Here is an 18434-nt window from a genome sequence, read left to right on the forward strand (position 1 = left end):
GCTGGAGGCCGATGAGCGCGTGCTGCAGGCATCGAACTATCCGATGCAGCCCTGGCTAGATGTCGCCGAGGGCGGCTGGTCGACGATCGTCGTCACGGATGGCGACCCGTCCCTGGCCGAGACTCTGGCGGATGAGCTCGCCGACCTCGCCTGGTCGATGCGCGATGATTTCCAGGTCCGCGAGGCGCTCTCGGTCGACGAGGCCGTGCGCAAGGCCGACGCTGCCGAGCGCGGCATGGTCGTGCTCAGCGACACCGGCGATACCGTCTTCGGTGGCTCCGCCGGCGACAGCAACCTGATCCTGGAATCGATCCTCAGGCTCGGCATCGGCAGCCGCGCGCTGATCCCGCTGATTTCGCCGCAGGCCGTCGCGACGCTGGTCGCGGCCGGCGAGGGTGCACGGGTGACGCTGCCGCTGGGCGGCGATGCGGCGCCGGCCTTCTTTACGCCGCTCGAGGTCACCGGCACGGTCCGGCGTATCGGGGGTGGGCCCGTGCCGCTGATCTACAACCACCAGAACGAGGTCGATATGGGCCGGGTCGTCGTTTTCGACGTCGGGCCCGTGACGCTCCTGATCAGCGAGTTGCGCGGTGTCGCTGGCAATGTGCCGGGCGTCTACGAAGCTTTCGGCGTCGATCTCGCGGACTACAAGATGGCTGTCCTCAAGACGGCGTCGAATTTCCAGTATTTCGCGCCGATCTCCTCGCAGGTCATTCGTGCCGACACGCGCGGGCCCGGGCAGTCGGACGTCTTCACCTTGCCCTGGGCGCGGATTCCGCGCCCCGTCTATCCACTTGAAACAATAAGCGACTGGCGGGCGCATTCGACCCAGCCTGGCGCGGGGACGAGCTGACACGAAGACCAACCAAAAAGGGGAGTGTGCCGGATGACCACCGTATCGCGACGTCAATTCTGCATGGGGGGCATCGCCCTGGCTGCAGCAGCTCCCCTGGCGATGTCACTCCCAGCCATCGCTCAGCAACTGAAGGGCGGCACCTTGCGTGTCGCCGTGCTGAGCGAACTCGCCAATTACGATCCGCAGCAGCTCTCGACCGTCAATTTCCACGTCATCAAGAACCTCTATGACAGCCTGATCGAATACACGCCCGAGGGAAAGCCGGAGCCGAGCCTGGCGACTGAGTGGACGATCGCGCCTGACAAGACCTCGGTCAGCGTGAAGCTGCGCGATGGCGTGACCTTCCATAGCGGCACTCCGTTCAAGGCCGATTCCGTATTGGCGACGCTGCAGAAGGGAGCCGATCCCAAGCGCGGCAAGAACGTCTTTTCCACGATGTCGATCGTCAAGGACTGGTCGGCGCCCGATGACCGGACCGTGGTGATCAACTTCAAGGCTCCGGTTCCGGAACGGCAGATCCTCGACCTGCTGCAGTTCCTGATCCCGATCGAGGCAAAGGGCATCGATACGGTCGAGACGGTTCCGGCCGGCACCGGCCCCTTCACCCTGGTGAGCCGCGCAGTCGGGCAGGGCTTGCGCCTCAAGGCCAATCCGAACTACTGGCGCGAGAAGCAGCCGATCGTGCAGGATCTCGTCTTCACTGTGTTCAGCGAGGATGCGGCGGCGAGCGCGGCGCTCGAGTCGGGCGCCGTCGACATCATCTATAACGGCTCCTCGCGGAGTGCCGTGCGCCTCAAGAGCGCTGGCTACCAGGTCTTTTCCGGACCCGGCAAGCTCGTGCAGGTCTTCCGCATCAACTCGACGCGTGGCCCATTCCGCAACAAATCCTACCGCCAGGCCTTCAACCACCTGATGGATCGCGCGGGCATCCTACGCGTCGGCTATGCCGGCATGGGCGAGGTCGTCGCGCAGCCCTGGGCGCCGGCAAGCCCGGCCTTCGACGCCAGCTTCACCAAGGCCTACGCCTACGATCTCGACAAGGCGAAGGCCTTGCTTGTGGCATCCGGCCTCTCGGCGGCCGAGATGAAAGACTGGAAGATGCTGGTCAATGGCAGCGACGAGGCCTCGGTCCAGATCAGCCAGATCGTACAGGCCTCGCTGGGCAAGGCCGGGATCCCGATCGAGCTCGATATCCGCCAGGGGGCCGAATTCGTCAGTGCGCTGCTGGGCGGCGATTTCGCCGCGGTCTTCGGTGCAGTCGGGAATGTCCAGAAGTTCCCGTCGCGCGTGACGACGAACTCGATCTATCGGACCTCCCAGAACCCAATCCTCAAGGACCCGCACCCGCATCCGGCCTATGTCGCGGCGATTGCCAAGGTCGATGGCGCCGCGGGGGGAGCGGCCGAGGTCAAGGCATCTTATGACAACCTGAACAAGGTGCTGGTGGACGAGGCCTTCGCGATACCGACCAATTCCTATGAGGTCGGCCTGATCGTCGCCTCCGACAAGGTTGGCGGGGTGACACTCGAGATCGACAACCTCCTCGTCGCGCGGACGATCGGGTTCAAGTAATGCGGAGCGGTGAGGCGGGACGCCGTCGCCGGGACGAGGTCGCGGCGTCACGCAGCCATCGGTTGCGCGGCGTCCCGCGATGAGCGCGACCTCAGGATCGACCCTGTACGTGCTGCGCCGGCTTTCTGCCCGCCGCAGCACGTCGTTGAGTTTCGCCTTCCTGTTGCTGGTGGCACTGGCGGCGGTGTTTGCCGATCTGCTCCCGCTCGACCCGCTGACGCAGAACCTGGCGGACTCGCTGATGCCGCCATCGGCTTCCGCCTGGTTTGGTACCGACGAGCTTGGGCGGGATATCCTGGCACGCGTGGTCTATGGCGCGCGAACGTCGCTCGTCACCGCCTTCGGTGCCGTCGTTATCGCGGCGCTGATCGGGGTGCCGGTCGGGCTCGTCGCCGGCTTTTTCGGTGATTGGCGCGATTCTGTGTTGATGCGCTGCATCGATGTCTTGCTGGCGCTGCCGAACATCCTGTTCGCCATGGCGCTGATCGCTGTACTCGGTCGCAGCCAGGCGGCGGCCCTGGTCGCTGTCGGCATTGCGGGGATACCGAATTTCGCGCGGATCGCGCGAGCGCAGGTCATGGCCTTGCGCCAGCTCGATTTCGTCACGGCGGTGCGCAGCTTCGGCGGCGGCTCGTCCTACATCATGTTCCGCACCATTCTGCCCAACGCGCTGAGCCCGCTCGTCGTGCAGGCGATCGTGCTCGCCTCGGTCGCGATCCTGCTGGAGGCTGCACTCGCCTTTCTCGGCGTCGGCGTGCCGCCGCCGACGCCGAGCTGGGGCGAAATGCTGCGAACGGGGAAATCCTATCTGCACGAGGCGCCGACCTACGCCGTGCTGCCCGGTCTCGTGCTGACGCTGACGATCCTCTCCTTCGATACGATTGGCCGTGCCCTGACCGCGCTGCTCGACAGGCATGATCCCGGTGTGCCGGAGCGCAGGGGGCGATGACGAGCTATCTGCTGCGCCGCCTGTTTCAGATGCTGCCGGTGCTCTTTCTCGCATCCTTCGCGATCTTCGCGATGATCTACGCGGTGCCGGGCGGCCCCGTGGCGGTGCTCGTTGGTGAGAACGCCTCTCCGGAGGAGATCGCGGCCACGATCGCGCGCTATGGCCTCGATCGACCGATGCTGGTCCAGTATCTCGACTGGCTCGGCCAGGCCGTGCGCGGCGATTTCGGTCTCTCGCTCCACAGCCGCCAGCCCGTCCTGGCGTTGATCGGAGAGAGGCTGCCAGCAACGCTGCAACTGGCGGTCGCCGCGATCCTGGTGGCGTTGGCCGTCGGCATACCCGTCGCAATTGCCAGCGCCGTGCGCCCCAATTCCTGGCTCGACCGCCTGCTGAGCGGGTGGAGCGCGCTGGCGCTGGGTGTGCCGACCTTCTGGCTCGGCATCCTGCTGATCCTGCTCTTCGCCGTCGAGCTCCGCTGGTTGCCGTCCGCCTCGCGCTACGTGCCGTTCTGGGAGGCGCCGGTGGATGCGTTACGCAGTCTCATGCTGCCGGCGCTGACACTGGGCATCTATGTCTCCGGCATCTTCGCGAGGTTCCTGCGCGCGTCGCTGATCGGCGAAGCGAAGCAGGATTATGTCCGCACGGCGCGGGCCAAGGGTTTGCCGGAAAGCCGCGTCGTCGGCCTGCACATCATGCGCAACGCGTTGCTGCCCTTCGTCACGATCGTCGGTTTGATGATGGCGAATTTCATCGGCGGTGCGGTGGTGACGGAAGCCGTCTTCACCTATCCGGGGCTCGGACGTCTGGTCATCCAGGCGATCAGCACCCGCGATTACCCGTTGATCCAGGGCTGCATCATGGTGATCCTCGTCGGCTATATGCTGGTCAACCTGATCATCGACCTGCTCTATGCGTGGATCGATCCACGCATCGAATATCATTGACACCGCTCCGCAGCGCGAGGTCCCGCACGGGCCTGCATGTGCAGGGCTCGCGCTGGCCATGCCTGTCAGGCGGAAACGATGGGGTCCTGCGAGCCGAGATGGCTCGAGATATGCGCGGCGACCTCGCGCAGCCGCATTCCCGCCTTCGTGGCGAGTGGCCGCGGCATTCGCATCAACGGCGCCGAGATACTGAGGGCAGCCACCGGGTAATGATTGTCGTCGAAGATCGGCACGCCGACGCACATCGCCCCGTCTTCGTTCTCGCCGATTTCCGTCGCGTAACCGAGCTTTGCGACCTGTCGAAGCTGGCGCTCGATCTCTTCGCGCTCGAGCAGCGTGCGTCCGGTTCGCTCGGTCAAGGGCAGGTCGAGCTGGCGCAGCTTTTCCGCTTCGGGGAGGAAGGCCAGGATCGCCTTGCCCAGCGCGGTGGAATGCATCGGATGGCTGTCGCCGATCCGCGCCTGCATGCGCAGCGAGCGATTGGCCTCGATGAGGTCGATATAGACGATCGTGCCGTTGCCCTTCACCGCGAGATTCACGGTTTCATTGAACTCGTTCATCAGTTCGACCATCGCCGGGCGTGCGAGTTGACGGATCTTGCTGAAGCTCGCATCGGCACGCGCGATCGAGCGCAGCAGCGGCCCGAGATTGTATTTGTCGGTCTCGCGGTTGTGGCTGACGAAACCGGCTTCCGTCAGCGTTTGCAGGTAGCGGAAGGTCGTCGTCTTCGGAATCCGCAGCTCACGTCCGACGGTCGTGAGCGCGATCTCGTGACCATGGCGCGCGACGAATTCCAGCACCTTGAGCGCCTTCATCACGGGCTGCACGACGTAAGGGTTGCCCGATTTCTTCGGCATGGTCGCCCCGCATCCTCGCTGTCGCGAGACTTCGCATAGCGGGTCCCTCTGAATTCCGCAAGACGAAACCCCTGTTCCTTTACATGGGATGAGGGCTCTGGTCTGCTTAAAATACCGGCAGTGGAGAACAGGCACGTGCGAGCGAACGGAAGCGGACCAGCAGCAACACTGCGTTTTGAGGAATCGGCGCGGCAGATCGCTGCGAATGCGCGCTACATCGCTGGCGGCGTGAACAGCAACTTCAGACTAGGCATGGCGCCGGGCCCACTCGTCTTCGAGCGAGGCGAAGGGGCCTATCTCATCGATGTCGATGGCAACCGCATCATCGATTATTACTGCGGAATGGGGGCAACGGTGCTCGGCCACACCCCGGCCAGGGTCATCGAGGCGGTGCAGCGCCAGGCGGAGCGTGGCATCCTGTTTGCCGGCCAGGYACCGATCGAGCACGAGGCGGCGAAGCTGATCTGCGAGCGCGTTCCCAGTGCCGAGCGGCTTCGCTTCGGTTCCTCGGGCTCCGAGGTGGCGCAGGCCGCGATCCGCCTCGCCCGTGCGGCGACGGGGCGGCGCACCATCGTCAAGTTCGAAGGGCATTATCACGGCTGGTTCGACAACGTCCTGTGGTCAACGGCGCCGGGTCTCAATGCGGCTGGTCCGAGCGACGCGCCCACGCCCGTCGCCGGGAGCCGGGGGCAGGACCCAAGCGCGGGCGACGGTCTGTCGATCCTCGGCTGGAATGACCTCGCTGCTCTCGAGACTCGCCTTGCCCGCGGCGACGTCGCGGCGGTGATGATGGAGCCGGCCATGTGCAACCAGGGCGCCATCGCGCCGCTACCGGGCTATCTGGAAGGTGCGCTCGCGACCTGTCGCGCCCATGGCGCCCTGCTGATCTTCGACGAGGTGATCACCGGCTTCCGCCTCGGCCGCGGTGGTGCCCAGGAGCGCTTCGGCGTCACGCCGGACCTGACGATCCTGGCGAAGGCGATTGCCAACGGTTTTCCCGTCGCAGCGATCGCGGGACGGGGCGAGCTGATCGATATGTTCGCGGATGGTGTGCTCCATGGCGGCACCTTCAATGCGCAGCCGATCGCGATGGCGGCGATGGTCGCGACGCAGCAGGGGCTAACGCCGGAGCATTACGAGCGCAGCTCGGCTCACGGCCAGCGCCTTCAGGACGGTATCCGTGAGATCCTGGCTCAGGCGGGCATCAAGGCGCAGGTCGCGGGCTTTCCACTGATGTTCCACATTGCGTTCGGGCTGGACGCGCCGGCCCGCAACTACCGGGAGGTCGCGGCCTCCGACAAGGCGGCCTATAGCCGTTTCGCGCTCGCGCTGTTGAAACGCGGCGTTCGCGTGCTGGAGCGTGGTGCCTGGTTCGTCTCGTCGGAGCACGATGCGGCAATCGTCGAGGCCACATTGGAAGCAGTGCGCGGATCCGTGCGCGAGATCTGATCGGACGGATACCCCTGGGACACCCAGGTCGCCCTGGGCATTCCTTCCTTTGCAGTAATCACGAGCGGGCGGCCGGTTCGCACCGTCCGCTCGTTCTCGGGAGCAGCTGATTTGGTTCTCTTGGGACGGAATGGCCGGCCAAGCGAGCCTGAAGACCCTTTGCCGCCGCTGGCACTTCGTTTCCTGAGCCTGAGACGCAAGCCCGGTGCCGGCAGGTGAGCCATGGCTGCGGATTTCCTTGCTTCCGCAGTGTTGGAATGAGCACGCGCCTCCTCAAGCGGGGCGTTTGAACTGTTTCCCAAGAGCGAACAAGCCGAATGCCGCCAGCTGGCCAGCGACGAGCAGGAAAGGCMATTCAAAGCTTCCTGTGCGGCTGGCGACAATGGCAAACACCAACGGCCCGCATATCGAGCCGACGAAGCCGAACAGGCTTGCGCCCGACGTTACGTCGCCAATCAGAGTGGGCGGCGCGACCCGCGCAAGTTCGGCCATGTGGACACCGTTCCACCCCATCGAGGTGGCTCCGACCAGTGCCATGCAGCCATAGACCATCCAGGGACTGGCGGTTGTCGAAGAGACAAGCAGCATGATCGCGGAGCCTGCGCCCAAGGCCAGAAGCGAGAGAAGCAGGAGCCCGCCGCCCATGCGATCCGCCAGCCATCCGAAGAAGATGCGCGCGACCGTGCTCGCTGCAAGCAAGACGGCGATGTAGTGGCCGGCCTGCGCCAGGGTCTTTCCGTGCTGCGTGACCATGTAGGTTGCCGTGAAGGCCGTGATGCTGGCCTGCGTTATGGAAAACGACACACCCAGCGCGGTGAGCATCGGCAAGGACGGGTGCGAGTTCAGAACCCGGGCCGATCGGCTGAGCGAAGACGGCGAGAGGAACAGCCGGGCCCAGGCCCGGTTCCGTGGGCCCTTCTCGGCATCAAGACTTCTTTGAAAGGGCTGAACCAGCACGATGCAGAGAAGGATGATCGCGACAATCGTCCAGACCGCACCGACGAAGCCGAGCCCCAGGACCAGAGGCGCGACAACGAGACCGGCTATCGTGCCGCCCAGAGGCACGCCCGCCTGCTTGATCGAAAACACAAGTGTKCGGTGCCTGGGCGGCGCCGTGCGCATCAGCAACTGGCTGCCAGCTGGCGTATTGGGCGCCAGGCCCAGGCCCACAAGGAGCGCACCGACAAGGCCGACGAGGCCGAAGGACTGCGACAGGAGCAGGAGACCCACCGCGACGAAGATCAGGCCGAGCTGCAAGGCTCGGATCGGGCCGTGATGATCGAGCATCGGGCCGCCGCACGCCAGGAACCGGGGTTGAACTGGTCTTCCGGCAATGTCGGCGACCGGTCGAGGCCGTTTCCCGGCTATGGGGGCTGCAGCAGAAGCATGCGGTTCGCCGGGCCGCGGCCTTTCGTGGTTGTTCTCCAAATCCGGAGAACCGGACCAACAGTCGGCTTCTTCCTTCTGCCGTAAGGCCGACATGGGTGATCCGGCGAAAATGGAGCCATTGCTTTGGAGGCTGTTGTCAGCGGTCACCGCTCCCGGCGATGCTGGAGCCGTGCCGGTCTTTCGATTCTGCCGATCTGAACTCGCCTCTGCCGGCGTAGGTCGACGAGTCTGATGCCGGTTCACTGCGCATGGTTGATGCGACCCTGAGGTCGTGCTGACGTCGATTGGACCGGGTTGGAGGATCTTGCGGGTGAGGGTCGACGTTCTGGGCCTGCAGGCCTTCGTCAGTATCGCCGAGCGGGGCAGTTTTCATGCCGCGGCCTCGCATCTTAATCTCTCCCAGACCGCGCTGAGCCATCGGATCCGGAAGCTCGAGGAATCCCTCGGAACGACGCTGCTCTTGCGCACCACGCGCCAGGTCTCGTTGACCCCGGCGGGGTCGGCGCTCCTGCCGCGCGCCCGCAAGATCTTTGAAGAGCTTGGTGCGGCCATCGATGAGGCGCGGGTCGATGCCGCGGATGCCGAGGAAGAGGTTGCGGTCGGCTGTCTGCCAACCGTCGCGGTCCACTGCATGCCGTCGGTGATCGCAGAGTTCGCCAGACGATATCCGGCGGTGCGCGTCCGGGTGCACGACAACTCGGCTTCGGAGATCGCCGACAAGGTGCAGTCGGGCCAGGCTGAATTCGGCGTGACCATCGTCGCCGCCAATCGCTGGGACCTCGAGCTCAAACCGGTGGTCAAGGAGCCGTTCGTGCTCGTCAGTCACCGCAGCATGCCGCTCGCGCGATCGGACTCGCTGACCTGGGCGCAGTTGCAGGGGCTGCCGCTCGTGCGGATCAGTGCCGAGACCGGAAACCGCGTCCTGATCGACGATGCGCTGGGTGCGCGGCGCGAGGCCCTGACCTGGCGCTACGAGGTCCAGCGCGTCATTACCGCAGTGAGTCTTGTCCGTTCCGCGATCGGGTACGCGATCGTGCCGCAGCTCGCGCTCGACTCTGTCGATGCCGGCGAATTGGTTGCGATCCCGCTGCGTTCACCGAGCATCAGCCGCACTCTCGGCATCGTCACCCGCAAGAATATGCTGCTGCGGCCGGCGGCGCGCGACCTCCTGGCGCTGGTCAGCGAGGCGCTGAGAAACAGTGTCTCGGATAAAGATGCATGAAAGTAATCAATCGCTGCATTCTTCTCATTTGATGGCAGAATAGCTTGGGGTCAGGGTCCTCGCGGGACAAGGAAACGCACAAGCAAGGGACGACCCATGCCTGGCTCCAAAGCAGCGACGATCGCGTTCATCGGATTTGGCGAGGCGGCCGGGTACGGCGCGCGGCAAGGGCGTGGCGCGTGATGAACATCGACCGCCGATCACTCCTTGCCGGGCTGGGTCTGGCCGGCCTCGGGCACGCGGCGCGTGCGCAGGTCCAGCCGGCGTGGCCGACGCAGATCATTCGGCTCGTGGTGCCGTTCACCCCTGGCGGCAGCACCGACCTCCTCGCGCGTCTGATTGCCAACCGATTGGAACGCACGATCCCCGGCAAGGGCTTCGTCATCGAGAACCGCCCCGGCGCCGGCGGCATGATCGCGGCGAGCCAGGTCGCGAAGTCCGATCCGGATGGCCATACGTTGATGATGGGGCATATCGGCACGCTTGCCTTCAACCCGGCGCTCTATCCCAACGTACCCTATGATCCGGTCAAGGACTTCCAGCCGGTGGCCCTGGTCGCCATGGTGCCGAACATCCTCGTCATCAATCCCAGCCTGCCGGCGAACTCGTTTCAGGAGTTCGTGGCCYATGCCAAGGCCAATCCGGGCAAGCTGAACTACAGCTCCGGCGGACAAGGCAGCGCGGCGCATATTGCCGGTGCCTATCTCGCGCATCGGGCCGGTTTCGAGGCGATTCATGTGCCCTATCGCGGCACCGCACCGTCGGTGACGGATCTCGTCGCCGGTTCCGTGCAATTCACGCTGACTGGCGGTCCGGCGGTTCTGCCGCTCGCCGCAGCGGGCCAGTTGCGAGCGCTCGGCGTCGCCAGCTCCGAGCGCACCTCTTTTGCCCCTCAGCTCCCGACCATCGCCGAAAGCGGGCTGCCGGGTTTCGAAGCCGTGCAGTGGTATGGCATCGTTGCCCCCGCGCACACGCCGGCCGCAATTGTCGAGCGCCTCAACCGCGAGATCAACGCGCTGCTCGACCAGCCCGAATTTGTCGCGGCGCTCGATCGCGACGGCGCGATCGCACGCCGCGAGACGCCGGAAGGCTTCGGGCGGCTGATCGCCTCGGAGGGGACGCTGTGGCGCGATATCATCACACGTGCCAGCATCACGGGCGGGGGCTGAGCGATGTCGCAGATTGCCGTGCCATGCATGCTGATCCGGGGCGGTACGTCGAAGGGCGCCTATTTCCTCGCCGAGGATCTGCCGGTTGGTACGGGCGCGCGTGACGCGTTCCTGCTCGCGGTGATGGGCTCGCCCGACAAGCGTCAGGTCGACGGGCTTGGTGGGGCTCACCCGTTGACGAGCAAGGTCGCGATCGTTTCGCGCTCGAGCGAGCCAGGCTGCGACGTGGATTTCCTGTTTGCGCAGGTCGGCATCGAGACCGCGTCGGTCGACACCACGCCGAATTGCGGCAACATCCTTGCCGGTATCGGCCCCTTCGCGCTGGCGCGGGGCCTCGTTCGAACAGAGGGCGCCAGCACGACGGTGCGGGTCCGGACGCTGAACACCGGCACCATCGCCGATCTCGCGATGCGGACCGACGCCGGTCAGGCAGGCGTCGAGGGCGATGCCCGCATCGATGGGGTGCCCGGAACCTCCGCACCCATCGACATCAGCTTCCTCGGCACGGAAGGCTCCGTCTGTGGCGCGCTGTTGCCGACGGGAAATCCGGTCGACATCATCGACGGTGTCGAATGTACCCTGATCGATAACGGCATGCCGGTCATCGTTCTCCGGGCGGTCGATGTTGGACGCACGGGCCACGAAACCCGCGAAGCGCTGCAAGAGGATACGGAGCTGAAGCAGCGCATCGAGCGCATACGCCTCGCGGCCGGACCTCTGATGAATCTCGGCGATGTGGCAAAGATGGTGGTCCCGAAGATCGCCCTTGTCGCGCGGCCCGTTGCAGGATCGATCGCGACGCGCAGCTTCATCCCGCATGAGTGCCACGCTTCGATCGGTGTCTTTGCCGCGGTGACGGTGGCGACAGCCGCAGCCCTGCCGGGGTCGCCGGCAGCTTCGGTCGCCGCGATGCCTACCGGTCGCGAACGCGCGATTTCCGTCGAACATCCGACCGGGGAATTCACGGTGAAGCTCATCGTGGGTGGCACGCCGGAGCGCCCCGTCATCGAGCGCGCCGGCCTGCTGCGCACCGCGCGCATTCTGATGGATGGCCAGGCCTACGTGCCACCGCATGCGCTCGCGCGCAGCGGCGACGAAGCACGTCGTGCCCCCGAATAGGACCGAGAAGAGAGGATTACAGCTCAATGGCGAGCCTGCAGAAGACGGGTCTGGTGATTACCGCCCACCCCGGCGATTTTGTMTGGCGTGCGGGCGGTGCCATCGCCTTGCACGCCAGGCAGGGCATGCGGGTAAAGATCCTGTGCCTGGCCTATGGCGAGCGCGGCGAAAGCCAGTTCGCCTGGAAGCAGGCGGGTGTGCGGGTGGAGGACGTCAAGGCGCAGCGTCGCGACGAAGCCGAGCGCGCCGCCGCGGTCCTCGGGGCCGAGATCGAATTCATGGATGCCGGCGACTATCCGCTGCGCACGACAGGGCCGATGCTCGACCGGGCGATCGACCTCTTCCATGAGCTCACTCCCAGCTTCGTGCTGACCCATGCGCTTGAAGACCCCTACAATGTCGACCATCCCGAAGCAGCACGCTTCGCGCAGGAAGCGCGGATCATCGCGCAGGCCGCCGGCCATAAGCCGGACCCCGCACGCCCCTATGCCGCGCCGCCGGTCTTCCTGTTCGAGCCGCACCAGCCCGAGCAGTGCAACTTCAAGCCGAACCTGATCCTCAACATCGACGAGGTCTGGGAGACGAAGCGCAAGGCATTCGAAATCCTGGCCGCGCAGAAGCATCTCTGGGAGTATTACACCCGAGTGGCGCTGAACCGCGGCATGCAGGGTGGGCGCAACTCCGGCAAGGCGATGACTTACGGTGAAGCCTACCAGCGCCTGTTCCCCGAAGCCCTGGAGTCCCTGGCATGACCGGCGTCGTCGTCCGCACGAAGAAACGGGCTGCAAGCGCCGATATGGCGGCATTCCAGGAACTTGGCGTCTCGACCACCCATGAGGCCATGGGCCGGACGGGCCTGATGAAGCCCTATATGCGCCCGATCTATGCCGGCGCCTCGATCGCCGGTGGGGCCGTCACCGTCCTCGCCCAGCCCGGCGACAACTGGATGATCCATGTCGCGATCGAGCAGGTCATGCCAGGCGACGTACTTGTGGTCGCCTGCACGGCAGATAACACTGACGGCATGTTCGGCGACCTTCTCGCGACCTCCCTCAGGGCGCGCGGCGGCATCGGCCTCGTCATCGATGCCGGAGTGCGTGATGTGCGCATCCTGACGGAGATGGGGTTCCCGGTGTGGTCGCGCGCGATCTCGGCCAAGGGGACCGTCAAGGCGACGCTCGGATCGGTGAACGTGCCGGTGGTCTGTGCCGGTGCGATGATCAATCCTGGCGACGTGATCGTCGCCGACGATGATGGCGTGGTGGTGGTTGCACGGCTCGAAGCGGAGAGGGTTGCCGCCGCGGCGCGGGCGCGGGAAGCGAATGAAGATGAGAAGCGCCGCCGGCTCTCCGCCGGCGAGCTCGGGCTCGACATGTATGGAATGCGCGATGGGCTCGCGAAAGCCGGGCTCGTCTATCGCGACGACAACTAAAAGGCGGCTCGGAAACAAGAGCCAGACCCAGGGAGGGGTATCACGATGACATTCCGCAGGACGGTTCTGAAGGCCTTCATGGCAGGTGCGCTCGCGGCGACACTGGGCTCCACGGCGCAGGCCCAGGAGGTGGTCAAGGTCGGGCTGATCCTGCCGATGACTGGCCCCTTCGCATCGACGGGACGCCAGATCGAAGCGGCCGTGAAGCTCTTCCTGGCTCAGAACGGCGCGATGCATGGCGGAAAGCGCCTGGAGGTCATTCTCAAGGACGATACCGGCAACGCCGATGCGACGCGCCGGATCGCACAGGAACTCGTGGTCAACGACAAGGTGGCGGTTCTGGCTGGCTTCGGCCTGACGCCGCTCGCCATGGCGACGGCCCCGATCGCGACCCAGGCCAAGATCCCGCAGATCGTGATGGCGGCTGCGACGGCGTCGATCACCGAGGCCTCGCCCTTCATCGTGCGCACCTCGTTCACCCTGCCGCAGGCGTCCGAGCCGATGGCGGACTGGGCCTGGTCGAACGGCATCAAGCGCGTCTTCACCGTCGTGACCGATTACGGCCCCGGGATCGACGCCGAGACCTCCTTCGCCAACAAGTTCAAGGCCGCCGGCGGCACGGTCGAAAGCGTGCGCGTGCCGTTGCGCAACCCGGATTTCGCGCCGTTCCTGCAACGCGTCTCCGAGGCAAAGCCCGATGCCCTGTTCGTGTTCGTTCCGTCGGGCATCGGCGCGCAGTTCATGAAGCAGTTCGTCGAGCGCGGCCTCGACAAGGCCGGCGTCAAGCTGATCGGCCCAGGCGACGTGGTCGATGACGATATCCTCAACGGTATGGGGGACGTCGCGATCGGCGCCATCACCACGCATCATTATTCGGCCAAGCACGACAGCGCAGCCAACCAGGCCTTCGTGAAGGCGTTCGAGGCCGCCAATCCAGGCGTGCGTCCGAACTTCATGGCCGTCGGCGGATATGACGGCATGCGGTTGATCGCCGAGGCGCTCAAGGCGACAAATGGCGACGCTGGCGGCGAAAAGCTCATCGCGGCGATGAAGGGCGCGTCCTGGGAGAGCCCGCGCGGACCGATCACGATCGATCCGGCGACGCGCGACATCATCCAGAACATCTATGTCCGCCGCACCGAGAAGGTCGGTTCCGACCTGTTCAACGTCGAGTTTGCCACGATCCCGCAGGTCAAGGATCCCGTGAAGGCGCGCAAATAGGCGGTCTGACGCGGCCGGACCGACGCCATGCTCACCATCCTGTTCGATGGCATCGCCTATGGGATGGTGCTGTTCGTCCTCGCTTGCGGGCTTTCCGTGACGATGGGATTGATGAATTTCGTCAATCTCGCCCATGGCGCCTTCGCCATGCTCGGCGGCTATGTGACCGTGCTGCTGATGCAGCGGCTGGGCCTGCCGTTCCTGGCTTCACTTCCGGCCGCCTTCCTTGCCGCTGCGCTGGCGGGGATCGTGCTCGAGCGGCTCGTCTATCGACCGATGTATGCCAAGAGCCATCTCGATCAGGTGATGTTCTCGATCGGTCTCGTCTTCATGGCGGTTGCGGGCACCGACTGGCTGCTCGGCTCGAGCCAGCAGATCATCCAGCTGCCGCCCTGGCTTCAGGGGCGTTTCTACGTGCTCGGTATCGGCATCGGCTATTACCGCCTGTTCGTGATCGGGATCTGCGGGCTGCTTGCGGTCGCCCTGCAATGGGGCTTTGCAAAAACACGTTTCGGCAGCCGGCTGCGGGCCGCCGTGGACGATGCCCGCGTCGCGCGTGGCCTGGGCATTCCTGTGAACCGGTTGTTCGCCCTGACCTTTGCGCTCGGTTCCGGACTGGCGGGGCTCGGCGGCGCGCTCGGGATCGAGCTCATGGGGCTCGATCCGACCTTCCCGCTGAAATTCATGATCTACTTCCTGATCGTCGTCACGGTCGGCGGCACCTCGACGATCACCGGCCCCTTCCTCGCGGCCATGCTGCTCGGCGTTGCCGATGTGATGGGCAAATATCTGGTCCCGCAGGCCGGAGCCTTCATCATCTACGCGCTGATGGTCATCCTGCTGCTGCTTCGCCCCGAGGGCCTGTTCGCGAGGGCTCGCACATGAGCGGGACGGTTCTCGAACAGCGCGTCAGGCACTCGCTGCACCGCGCCCGGCGCTGGCACCCAGGCGAACTGGCATTCTGGCTCTTCGCCGCAGCGTCCTTCGTGCTGTTTCCAACGCGCTTTCTGATCCTCAACGAGATCGCGATCCTTGCCCTGTTCGCCCTCTCGCTCGATCTGATCCTCGGCTATGCCGGGATCGTRTCGCTGGGGCACGCCGCCTTCCTGGGGATGGGGGCTTATTCGRCCGGGCTGTTGGCCAAGTATGTCACGGCCGATCCACTGGCCGGCCTGGCATTCGGCATGGCGACATCCGCGCTGCTCGGGCTGCTCACCAGTCCGCTCGTCCTGCGCGGCACGGATCTGACCCGCCTCATGATCACGCTCGGCGTGGCATTGATCCTCTACGAGGTTGCAAACTCGCTGGCATGGCTCACCGGTGGCGCCGACGGCCTGCAGGGCATCACGATGGCGCCGGTCTTCGGGACGTTCGATTTCGATATCTTCGGCCGCACGGCCTACCTCTATTCGCTGTCGGTGCTGTTCATCCTGTTCCTGATCGCGCGGCGCATCGTGAATTCGCCGTTCGGCTTGTCCCTTCGCGGCATCCGCGACAATCAACTGCGCGCCGCCGCATCCGGCGTGCCTGTCCCTTGGCGCCTTGCGGCCATCTATGCCTTGTCGGCGGCCTATGCCGGGGCTGCGGGCGCATTGCTCGCCCAAACCACGCAATTCGTCTCCCTGGACGTGTTCGACTTCCACCGTTCAGCCGACCTGATGCTGGTGCTGATCATCGGCGGGACCGGMTATCTCTATGGCGGCCTGATCGGTGCGATCGCGTTCAAGTTCCTGCAGGACGCCATCGCGACCTTCACCCCGCAATACTGGATGTTCTGGATCGGGCTTTTCCTCGTCCTCTTCGTCCTTGGTGGTCGTGAACTGATCCATGGCGCGATCAAGGCGCTGGTCGCGCGGTTTCCGAAACGTGGGGCCTCGTCGTGAGCGCCGTCCTGCAGACCTTCGATCTCGTCAAGACCTTCGGCGGCATCACTGCGACCGACGACGTGACGTTCTCGCTGGAAAAGGGCGCGCGCCACGCGCTGATCGGCCCGAACGGCGCGGGCAAGACGACCTTCGTCAATCTGCTCACAGGGGTTCTGCGGCCGACATCGGGGCGTGTGAGCCTGATGGGGCAGGACATTACCGGCCTGTCGCGAGAGGCGCGGGTCAAGCGCGGTGTCGCCCGAACCTTCCAGATCAATCAGCTCTTCGGCACAATGACGCCGCTCGAGATGATCTCTCTCGTCACCGCAGAGCGGCTCGGCCGGGGCATGCGGCTTTTCCAAAGGCTCGACGCCGATGACGAGGCCATCGCCGAGACGGCCGATATCCTCGCCCGCTTCAAGCTCGAGGACATCATGGATCAGCGCATCGCGACATTGCCCTATGGCAAGCAGCGCCAGATCGAGATCGCCGCGGCCTTTGCGGCCAGGCCGAGCGTGCTCCTGCTCGACGAGCCCGCCGCCGGCGTTCCCGAAGCCGAGAGGCGCGAATTGCTGGAGACGGTCGCAGCATTGCCGGACGATGTCTCGGTGCTGCTGATCGAACACGACATGGACATCATCTTCCGGTTCGCGACCCGGATCACCGTTCTCGTCAATGGCCGCGTGCTGACGGAAGGCGAACCTGCGGTGGTCGCGCGCGACCCCGCCGTCAAGCAGGCCTATCTCGGCGAGGCCGCCCATGTCTGAGCTCCTGCGGATCGAAGGCCTGAACGCCGGCTACGGCGACGCTCTCGTCCTGTTCGATGTCGCGCTCTCGCTCGACGAGGGGCGCTCGCTCGCCTTGCTGGGCCGCAACGGCGTCGGCAAGACGACGCTGGTCAACACGATCATCGGCGTGACGCGTCGGCGAGCCGGGCGGATCACGCTTGCCGATGTCGACATCTCCACGGCTACGCCCGAGCAGCGTGCCCATGCCGGCATCGGCTGGGTGCCGCAGGAGCGCAACATCTTCAAGTCGCTGACCGTTGTCGAGAACCTGACTGCGGTTGCGCGCCCCGGCCCATGGACGACGGAACGCGTCTTCCGGATGTTTCCGCGCCTCGCCGAACGCAAGAGCAATCTTGGCAACCAGCTCTCCGGCGGCGAACAGCAGATGCTGGCCATTGGCCGCGCCCTGATGCTCAATCCCAGGCTGCTGCTTCTGGACGAACCGACCGAGGGGCTGGCGCCGATCATCGTCGAGGAACTGCTCGCGGCGTTGAAGACGCTGTTCCGGGACGAAGGGCTGGCAGCCATCGTCATCGAACAGCATGCCAGGACAATTCTGGAGCTGACCGACACCGCGATCGTGCTGGAGCGCGGTCGTGTCGTGCTCGCCGACGACAGTGCCGCGCTGCTGCGCGAACCGGCGCGGCTGGAGCGCCATCTCGGCCTCAGCGCCGCTGCCTAGAAGACCATGATCAGGGAAGGAAACCGCATGCCCCTCCGACACAAGCCGCCGTTCCGAGCCGATATGGTTGGAAGCCTGTTGCGCAGCGCACGCGTCAAGGACGCGCGCGCCAAGCTCGTGACCGGCGAAATCTCCGCCGCCGATCTGACGGCGATCGAGGATGCCGAGATCAGGGCGCTGGTGAAGAAGCAGKAGGAGGTGGGGCTCCAKGCGGTCACGGACGGCGAGTTCCGCCGCGCCTTCTGGCATTTCGATTTCCTGGAGAATCTCTCCGGCGTGCAGGGATACGACTCGGATTCAGGCATCCAGTTCAAGGGCGTCGCGACCAAGGCCCGCGGCCTTCGCGTGACCGGCAAACTCGATTTCCCCGACGACCACCCGCATCTCGCCCATTTCAGGTTTCTTGCCTCCGTCACCGATCGCGTGCCGAAAATGACGATCCCGAGCCCGAGCATGCTGCACTATCGCGGCGGCCGGAAAGCCGTCGATATCTCCGCCTATTTCAGGATGGAGGATTACTACACCGATCTCGGCAAGGCCTACGCCAAGGCGGTGAAGGCCTTTTACGACGCCGGCTGCCGCTACCTGCAGCTCGACGATACCAGCCTCTCCTATTTCTGCGATCCCGAGCAGCGCCAGATGCTGGTCGATCGTGGCGATGACCCCGACAAGCTGATCCATATCTATCGCGACGTCATCAACACGGCGACGGCGGCCAAGCCGGCGGACATGACGATCACCACTCATACCTGCCGCGGCAACTTCAAATCGACCTTCATCGCCTCCGGCGGCTATGAGCCCGTCGCCGACATGGTCTTCAACCAGATCAATGTCGACGGCTATTTCATGGAATGGGACGATGACCGCTCCGGCGGCTTCGAGCCGCTGCGCTTCCTGCCGAAGGGCAAGCAGGTCGTGCT

18 protein-coding genes are annotated in these 18434 nt (G+C 65.2%); 16 read left to right on the top strand and 2 right to left on the bottom strand.

Features of this window, described 5'->3' with window-relative positions; genetic code table 11:
• The 4 genes from AC1DJT_RS28775 to AC1DJT_RS28790 all read left to right on the top strand — a co-directional run.
• Positions 1–853: MlrC C-terminal domain-containing protein (locus tag AC1DJT_RS28775; RefSeq protein WP_476835378.1), on the top strand; the 853-nt coding region annotated here is incomplete at its 5' end.
• Positions 854–886: 33 nt separating this feature from the next.
• Positions 887–2428, top strand: coding sequence for an ABC transporter substrate-binding protein (locus tag AC1DJT_RS28780; protein ID WP_441504231.1), 1542 nt, complete (start codon positions 887–889; stop codon positions 2426–2428).
• Between the two features lie 79 nt (positions 2429–2507).
• Positions 2508–3377 carry an ABC transporter permease gene (locus AC1DJT_RS28785; RefSeq protein WP_441504232.1) on the top strand — a complete coding sequence of 290 codons (870 nt, stop codon included), beginning with the start codon at positions 2508–2510 and terminating at the stop codon, positions 3375–3377.
• Positions 3374–4321 carry an ABC transporter permease gene (locus AC1DJT_RS28790; protein ID WP_441504233.1) on the top strand — a complete coding sequence of 316 codons (948 nt, stop codon included), beginning with the start codon at positions 3374–3376 and terminating at the stop codon, positions 4319–4321. Before AC1DJT_RS28785 ends, AC1DJT_RS28790 begins: the two co-directional genes overlap by 4 nt.
• Positions 4322–4386: 65 nt before the next feature.
• Here the strand turns inward: AC1DJT_RS28790 and AC1DJT_RS28795 are convergent, their stop codons facing one another.
• The gene (locus AC1DJT_RS28795; RefSeq protein WP_476767647.1) at positions 4387–5178 is read right to left on the bottom strand and encodes an IclR family transcriptional regulator; all 792 of its coding nucleotides are present in this window, start codon (positions 5176–5178) and stop codon (positions 4387–4389) included.
• 135 nt (positions 5179–5313) lie between these two features.
• Between AC1DJT_RS28795 and AC1DJT_RS28800 the strand changes: the two genes are divergently transcribed.
• Positions 5314–6627 (top strand): aspartate aminotransferase family protein, encoded by a 1314-nt coding sequence (locus AC1DJT_RS28800; RefSeq protein ID WP_476835379.1) that lies wholly within the window; start codon positions 5314–5316, stop codon positions 6625–6627.
• 273 nt (positions 6628–6900) lie between these two features.
• Here AC1DJT_RS28800 and AC1DJT_RS28805 read toward each other — a convergent pair whose 3' ends face one another.
• Positions 6901–7914 (bottom strand): MFS transporter, encoded by a 1014-nt coding sequence (locus AC1DJT_RS28805; RefSeq protein WP_476835380.1) that lies wholly within the window; start codon positions 7912–7914, stop codon positions 6901–6903.
• A gap of 412 nt (positions 7915–8326) precedes the next feature.
• Here AC1DJT_RS28805 and AC1DJT_RS28810 point away from each other — a divergent pair, with 412 nt between their 5' ends.
• The 11 genes from AC1DJT_RS28810 to AC1DJT_RS28860 form a co-directional block, all read left to right on the top strand.
• Complete coding sequence (locus AC1DJT_RS28810; protein WP_441504236.1) at positions 8327–9238, top strand: LysR family transcriptional regulator; 912 nt, start codon at positions 8327–8329, stop codon at positions 9236–9238.
• 182 nt (positions 9239–9420) lie between these two features.
• Positions 9421–10407, top strand: coding sequence for a Bug family tripartite tricarboxylate transporter substrate binding protein (locus AC1DJT_RS28815; protein ID WP_476835381.1), 987 nt, complete (start codon positions 9421–9423; stop codon positions 10405–10407).
• Between the two features lie 3 nt (positions 10408–10410).
• Positions 10411–11526 carry a 4-oxalomesaconate tautomerase gene (locus tag AC1DJT_RS28820; protein WP_441504237.1) on the top strand — a complete coding sequence of 372 codons (1116 nt, stop codon included), beginning with the start codon at positions 10411–10413 and terminating at the stop codon, positions 11524–11526.
• A 26-nt stretch (positions 11527–11552) separates the two neighbouring features.
• The gene (locus AC1DJT_RS28825; protein WP_441504238.1) at positions 11553–12278 is read left to right on the top strand and encodes a PIG-L deacetylase family protein; all 726 of its coding nucleotides are present in this window, start codon (positions 11553–11555) and stop codon (positions 12276–12278) included.
• On the top strand, positions 12275–12958 hold the full coding sequence (locus AC1DJT_RS28830; protein WP_441504239.1) for a 4-carboxy-4-hydroxy-2-oxoadipate aldolase/oxaloacetate decarboxylase: 684 nt from the start codon (positions 12275–12277) through the stop codon (positions 12956–12958). Before AC1DJT_RS28825 ends, AC1DJT_RS28830 begins: the two co-directional genes overlap by 4 nt.
• Before the next feature lie 45 nt (positions 12959–13003).
• Positions 13004–14179, top strand: a complete 1176-nt coding sequence (locus tag AC1DJT_RS28835) for an ABC transporter substrate-binding protein (RefSeq protein WP_441504240.1) — start codon at positions 13004–13006, stop codon at positions 14177–14179.
• A 27-nt stretch (positions 14180–14206) separates the two neighbouring features.
• Positions 14207–15064, top strand: a complete 858-nt coding sequence (locus tag AC1DJT_RS28840; RefSeq protein ID WP_441504241.1) for a branched-chain amino acid ABC transporter permease — start codon at positions 14207–14209, stop codon at positions 15062–15064.
• On the top strand, positions 15061–16062 hold the full coding sequence (locus AC1DJT_RS28845; RefSeq protein WP_476835382.1) for a branched-chain amino acid ABC transporter permease: 1002 nt from the start codon (positions 15061–15063) through the stop codon (positions 16060–16062). Before AC1DJT_RS28840 ends, AC1DJT_RS28845 begins: the two co-directional genes overlap by 4 nt.
• A complete protein-coding gene (locus AC1DJT_RS28850) occupies positions 16059–16811 on the top strand; it encodes an ABC transporter ATP-binding protein (protein ID WP_441504243.1) in 753 nt (250 codons plus the stop codon). Before AC1DJT_RS28845 ends, AC1DJT_RS28850 begins: the two co-directional genes overlap by 4 nt.
• Positions 16804–17514: an ABC transporter ATP-binding protein gene (locus tag AC1DJT_RS28855; RefSeq protein ID WP_441504244.1), complete on the top strand. Its 711-nt coding sequence runs from the start codon at positions 16804–16806 to the stop codon at positions 17512–17514. The genes AC1DJT_RS28850 and AC1DJT_RS28855 overlap by 8 nt, the downstream gene beginning before the upstream one ends.
• A 27-nt stretch (positions 17515–17541) precedes the next feature.
• Positions 17542–18434: 5-methyltetrahydropteroyltriglutamate--homocysteine S-methyltransferase (locus tag AC1DJT_RS28860; protein WP_476835383.1), on the top strand; the 893-nt coding region annotated here is incomplete at its 3' end.

It is taken from the genome of Allobosea sp. 05T422_2 (genome assembly GCF_056396265.1).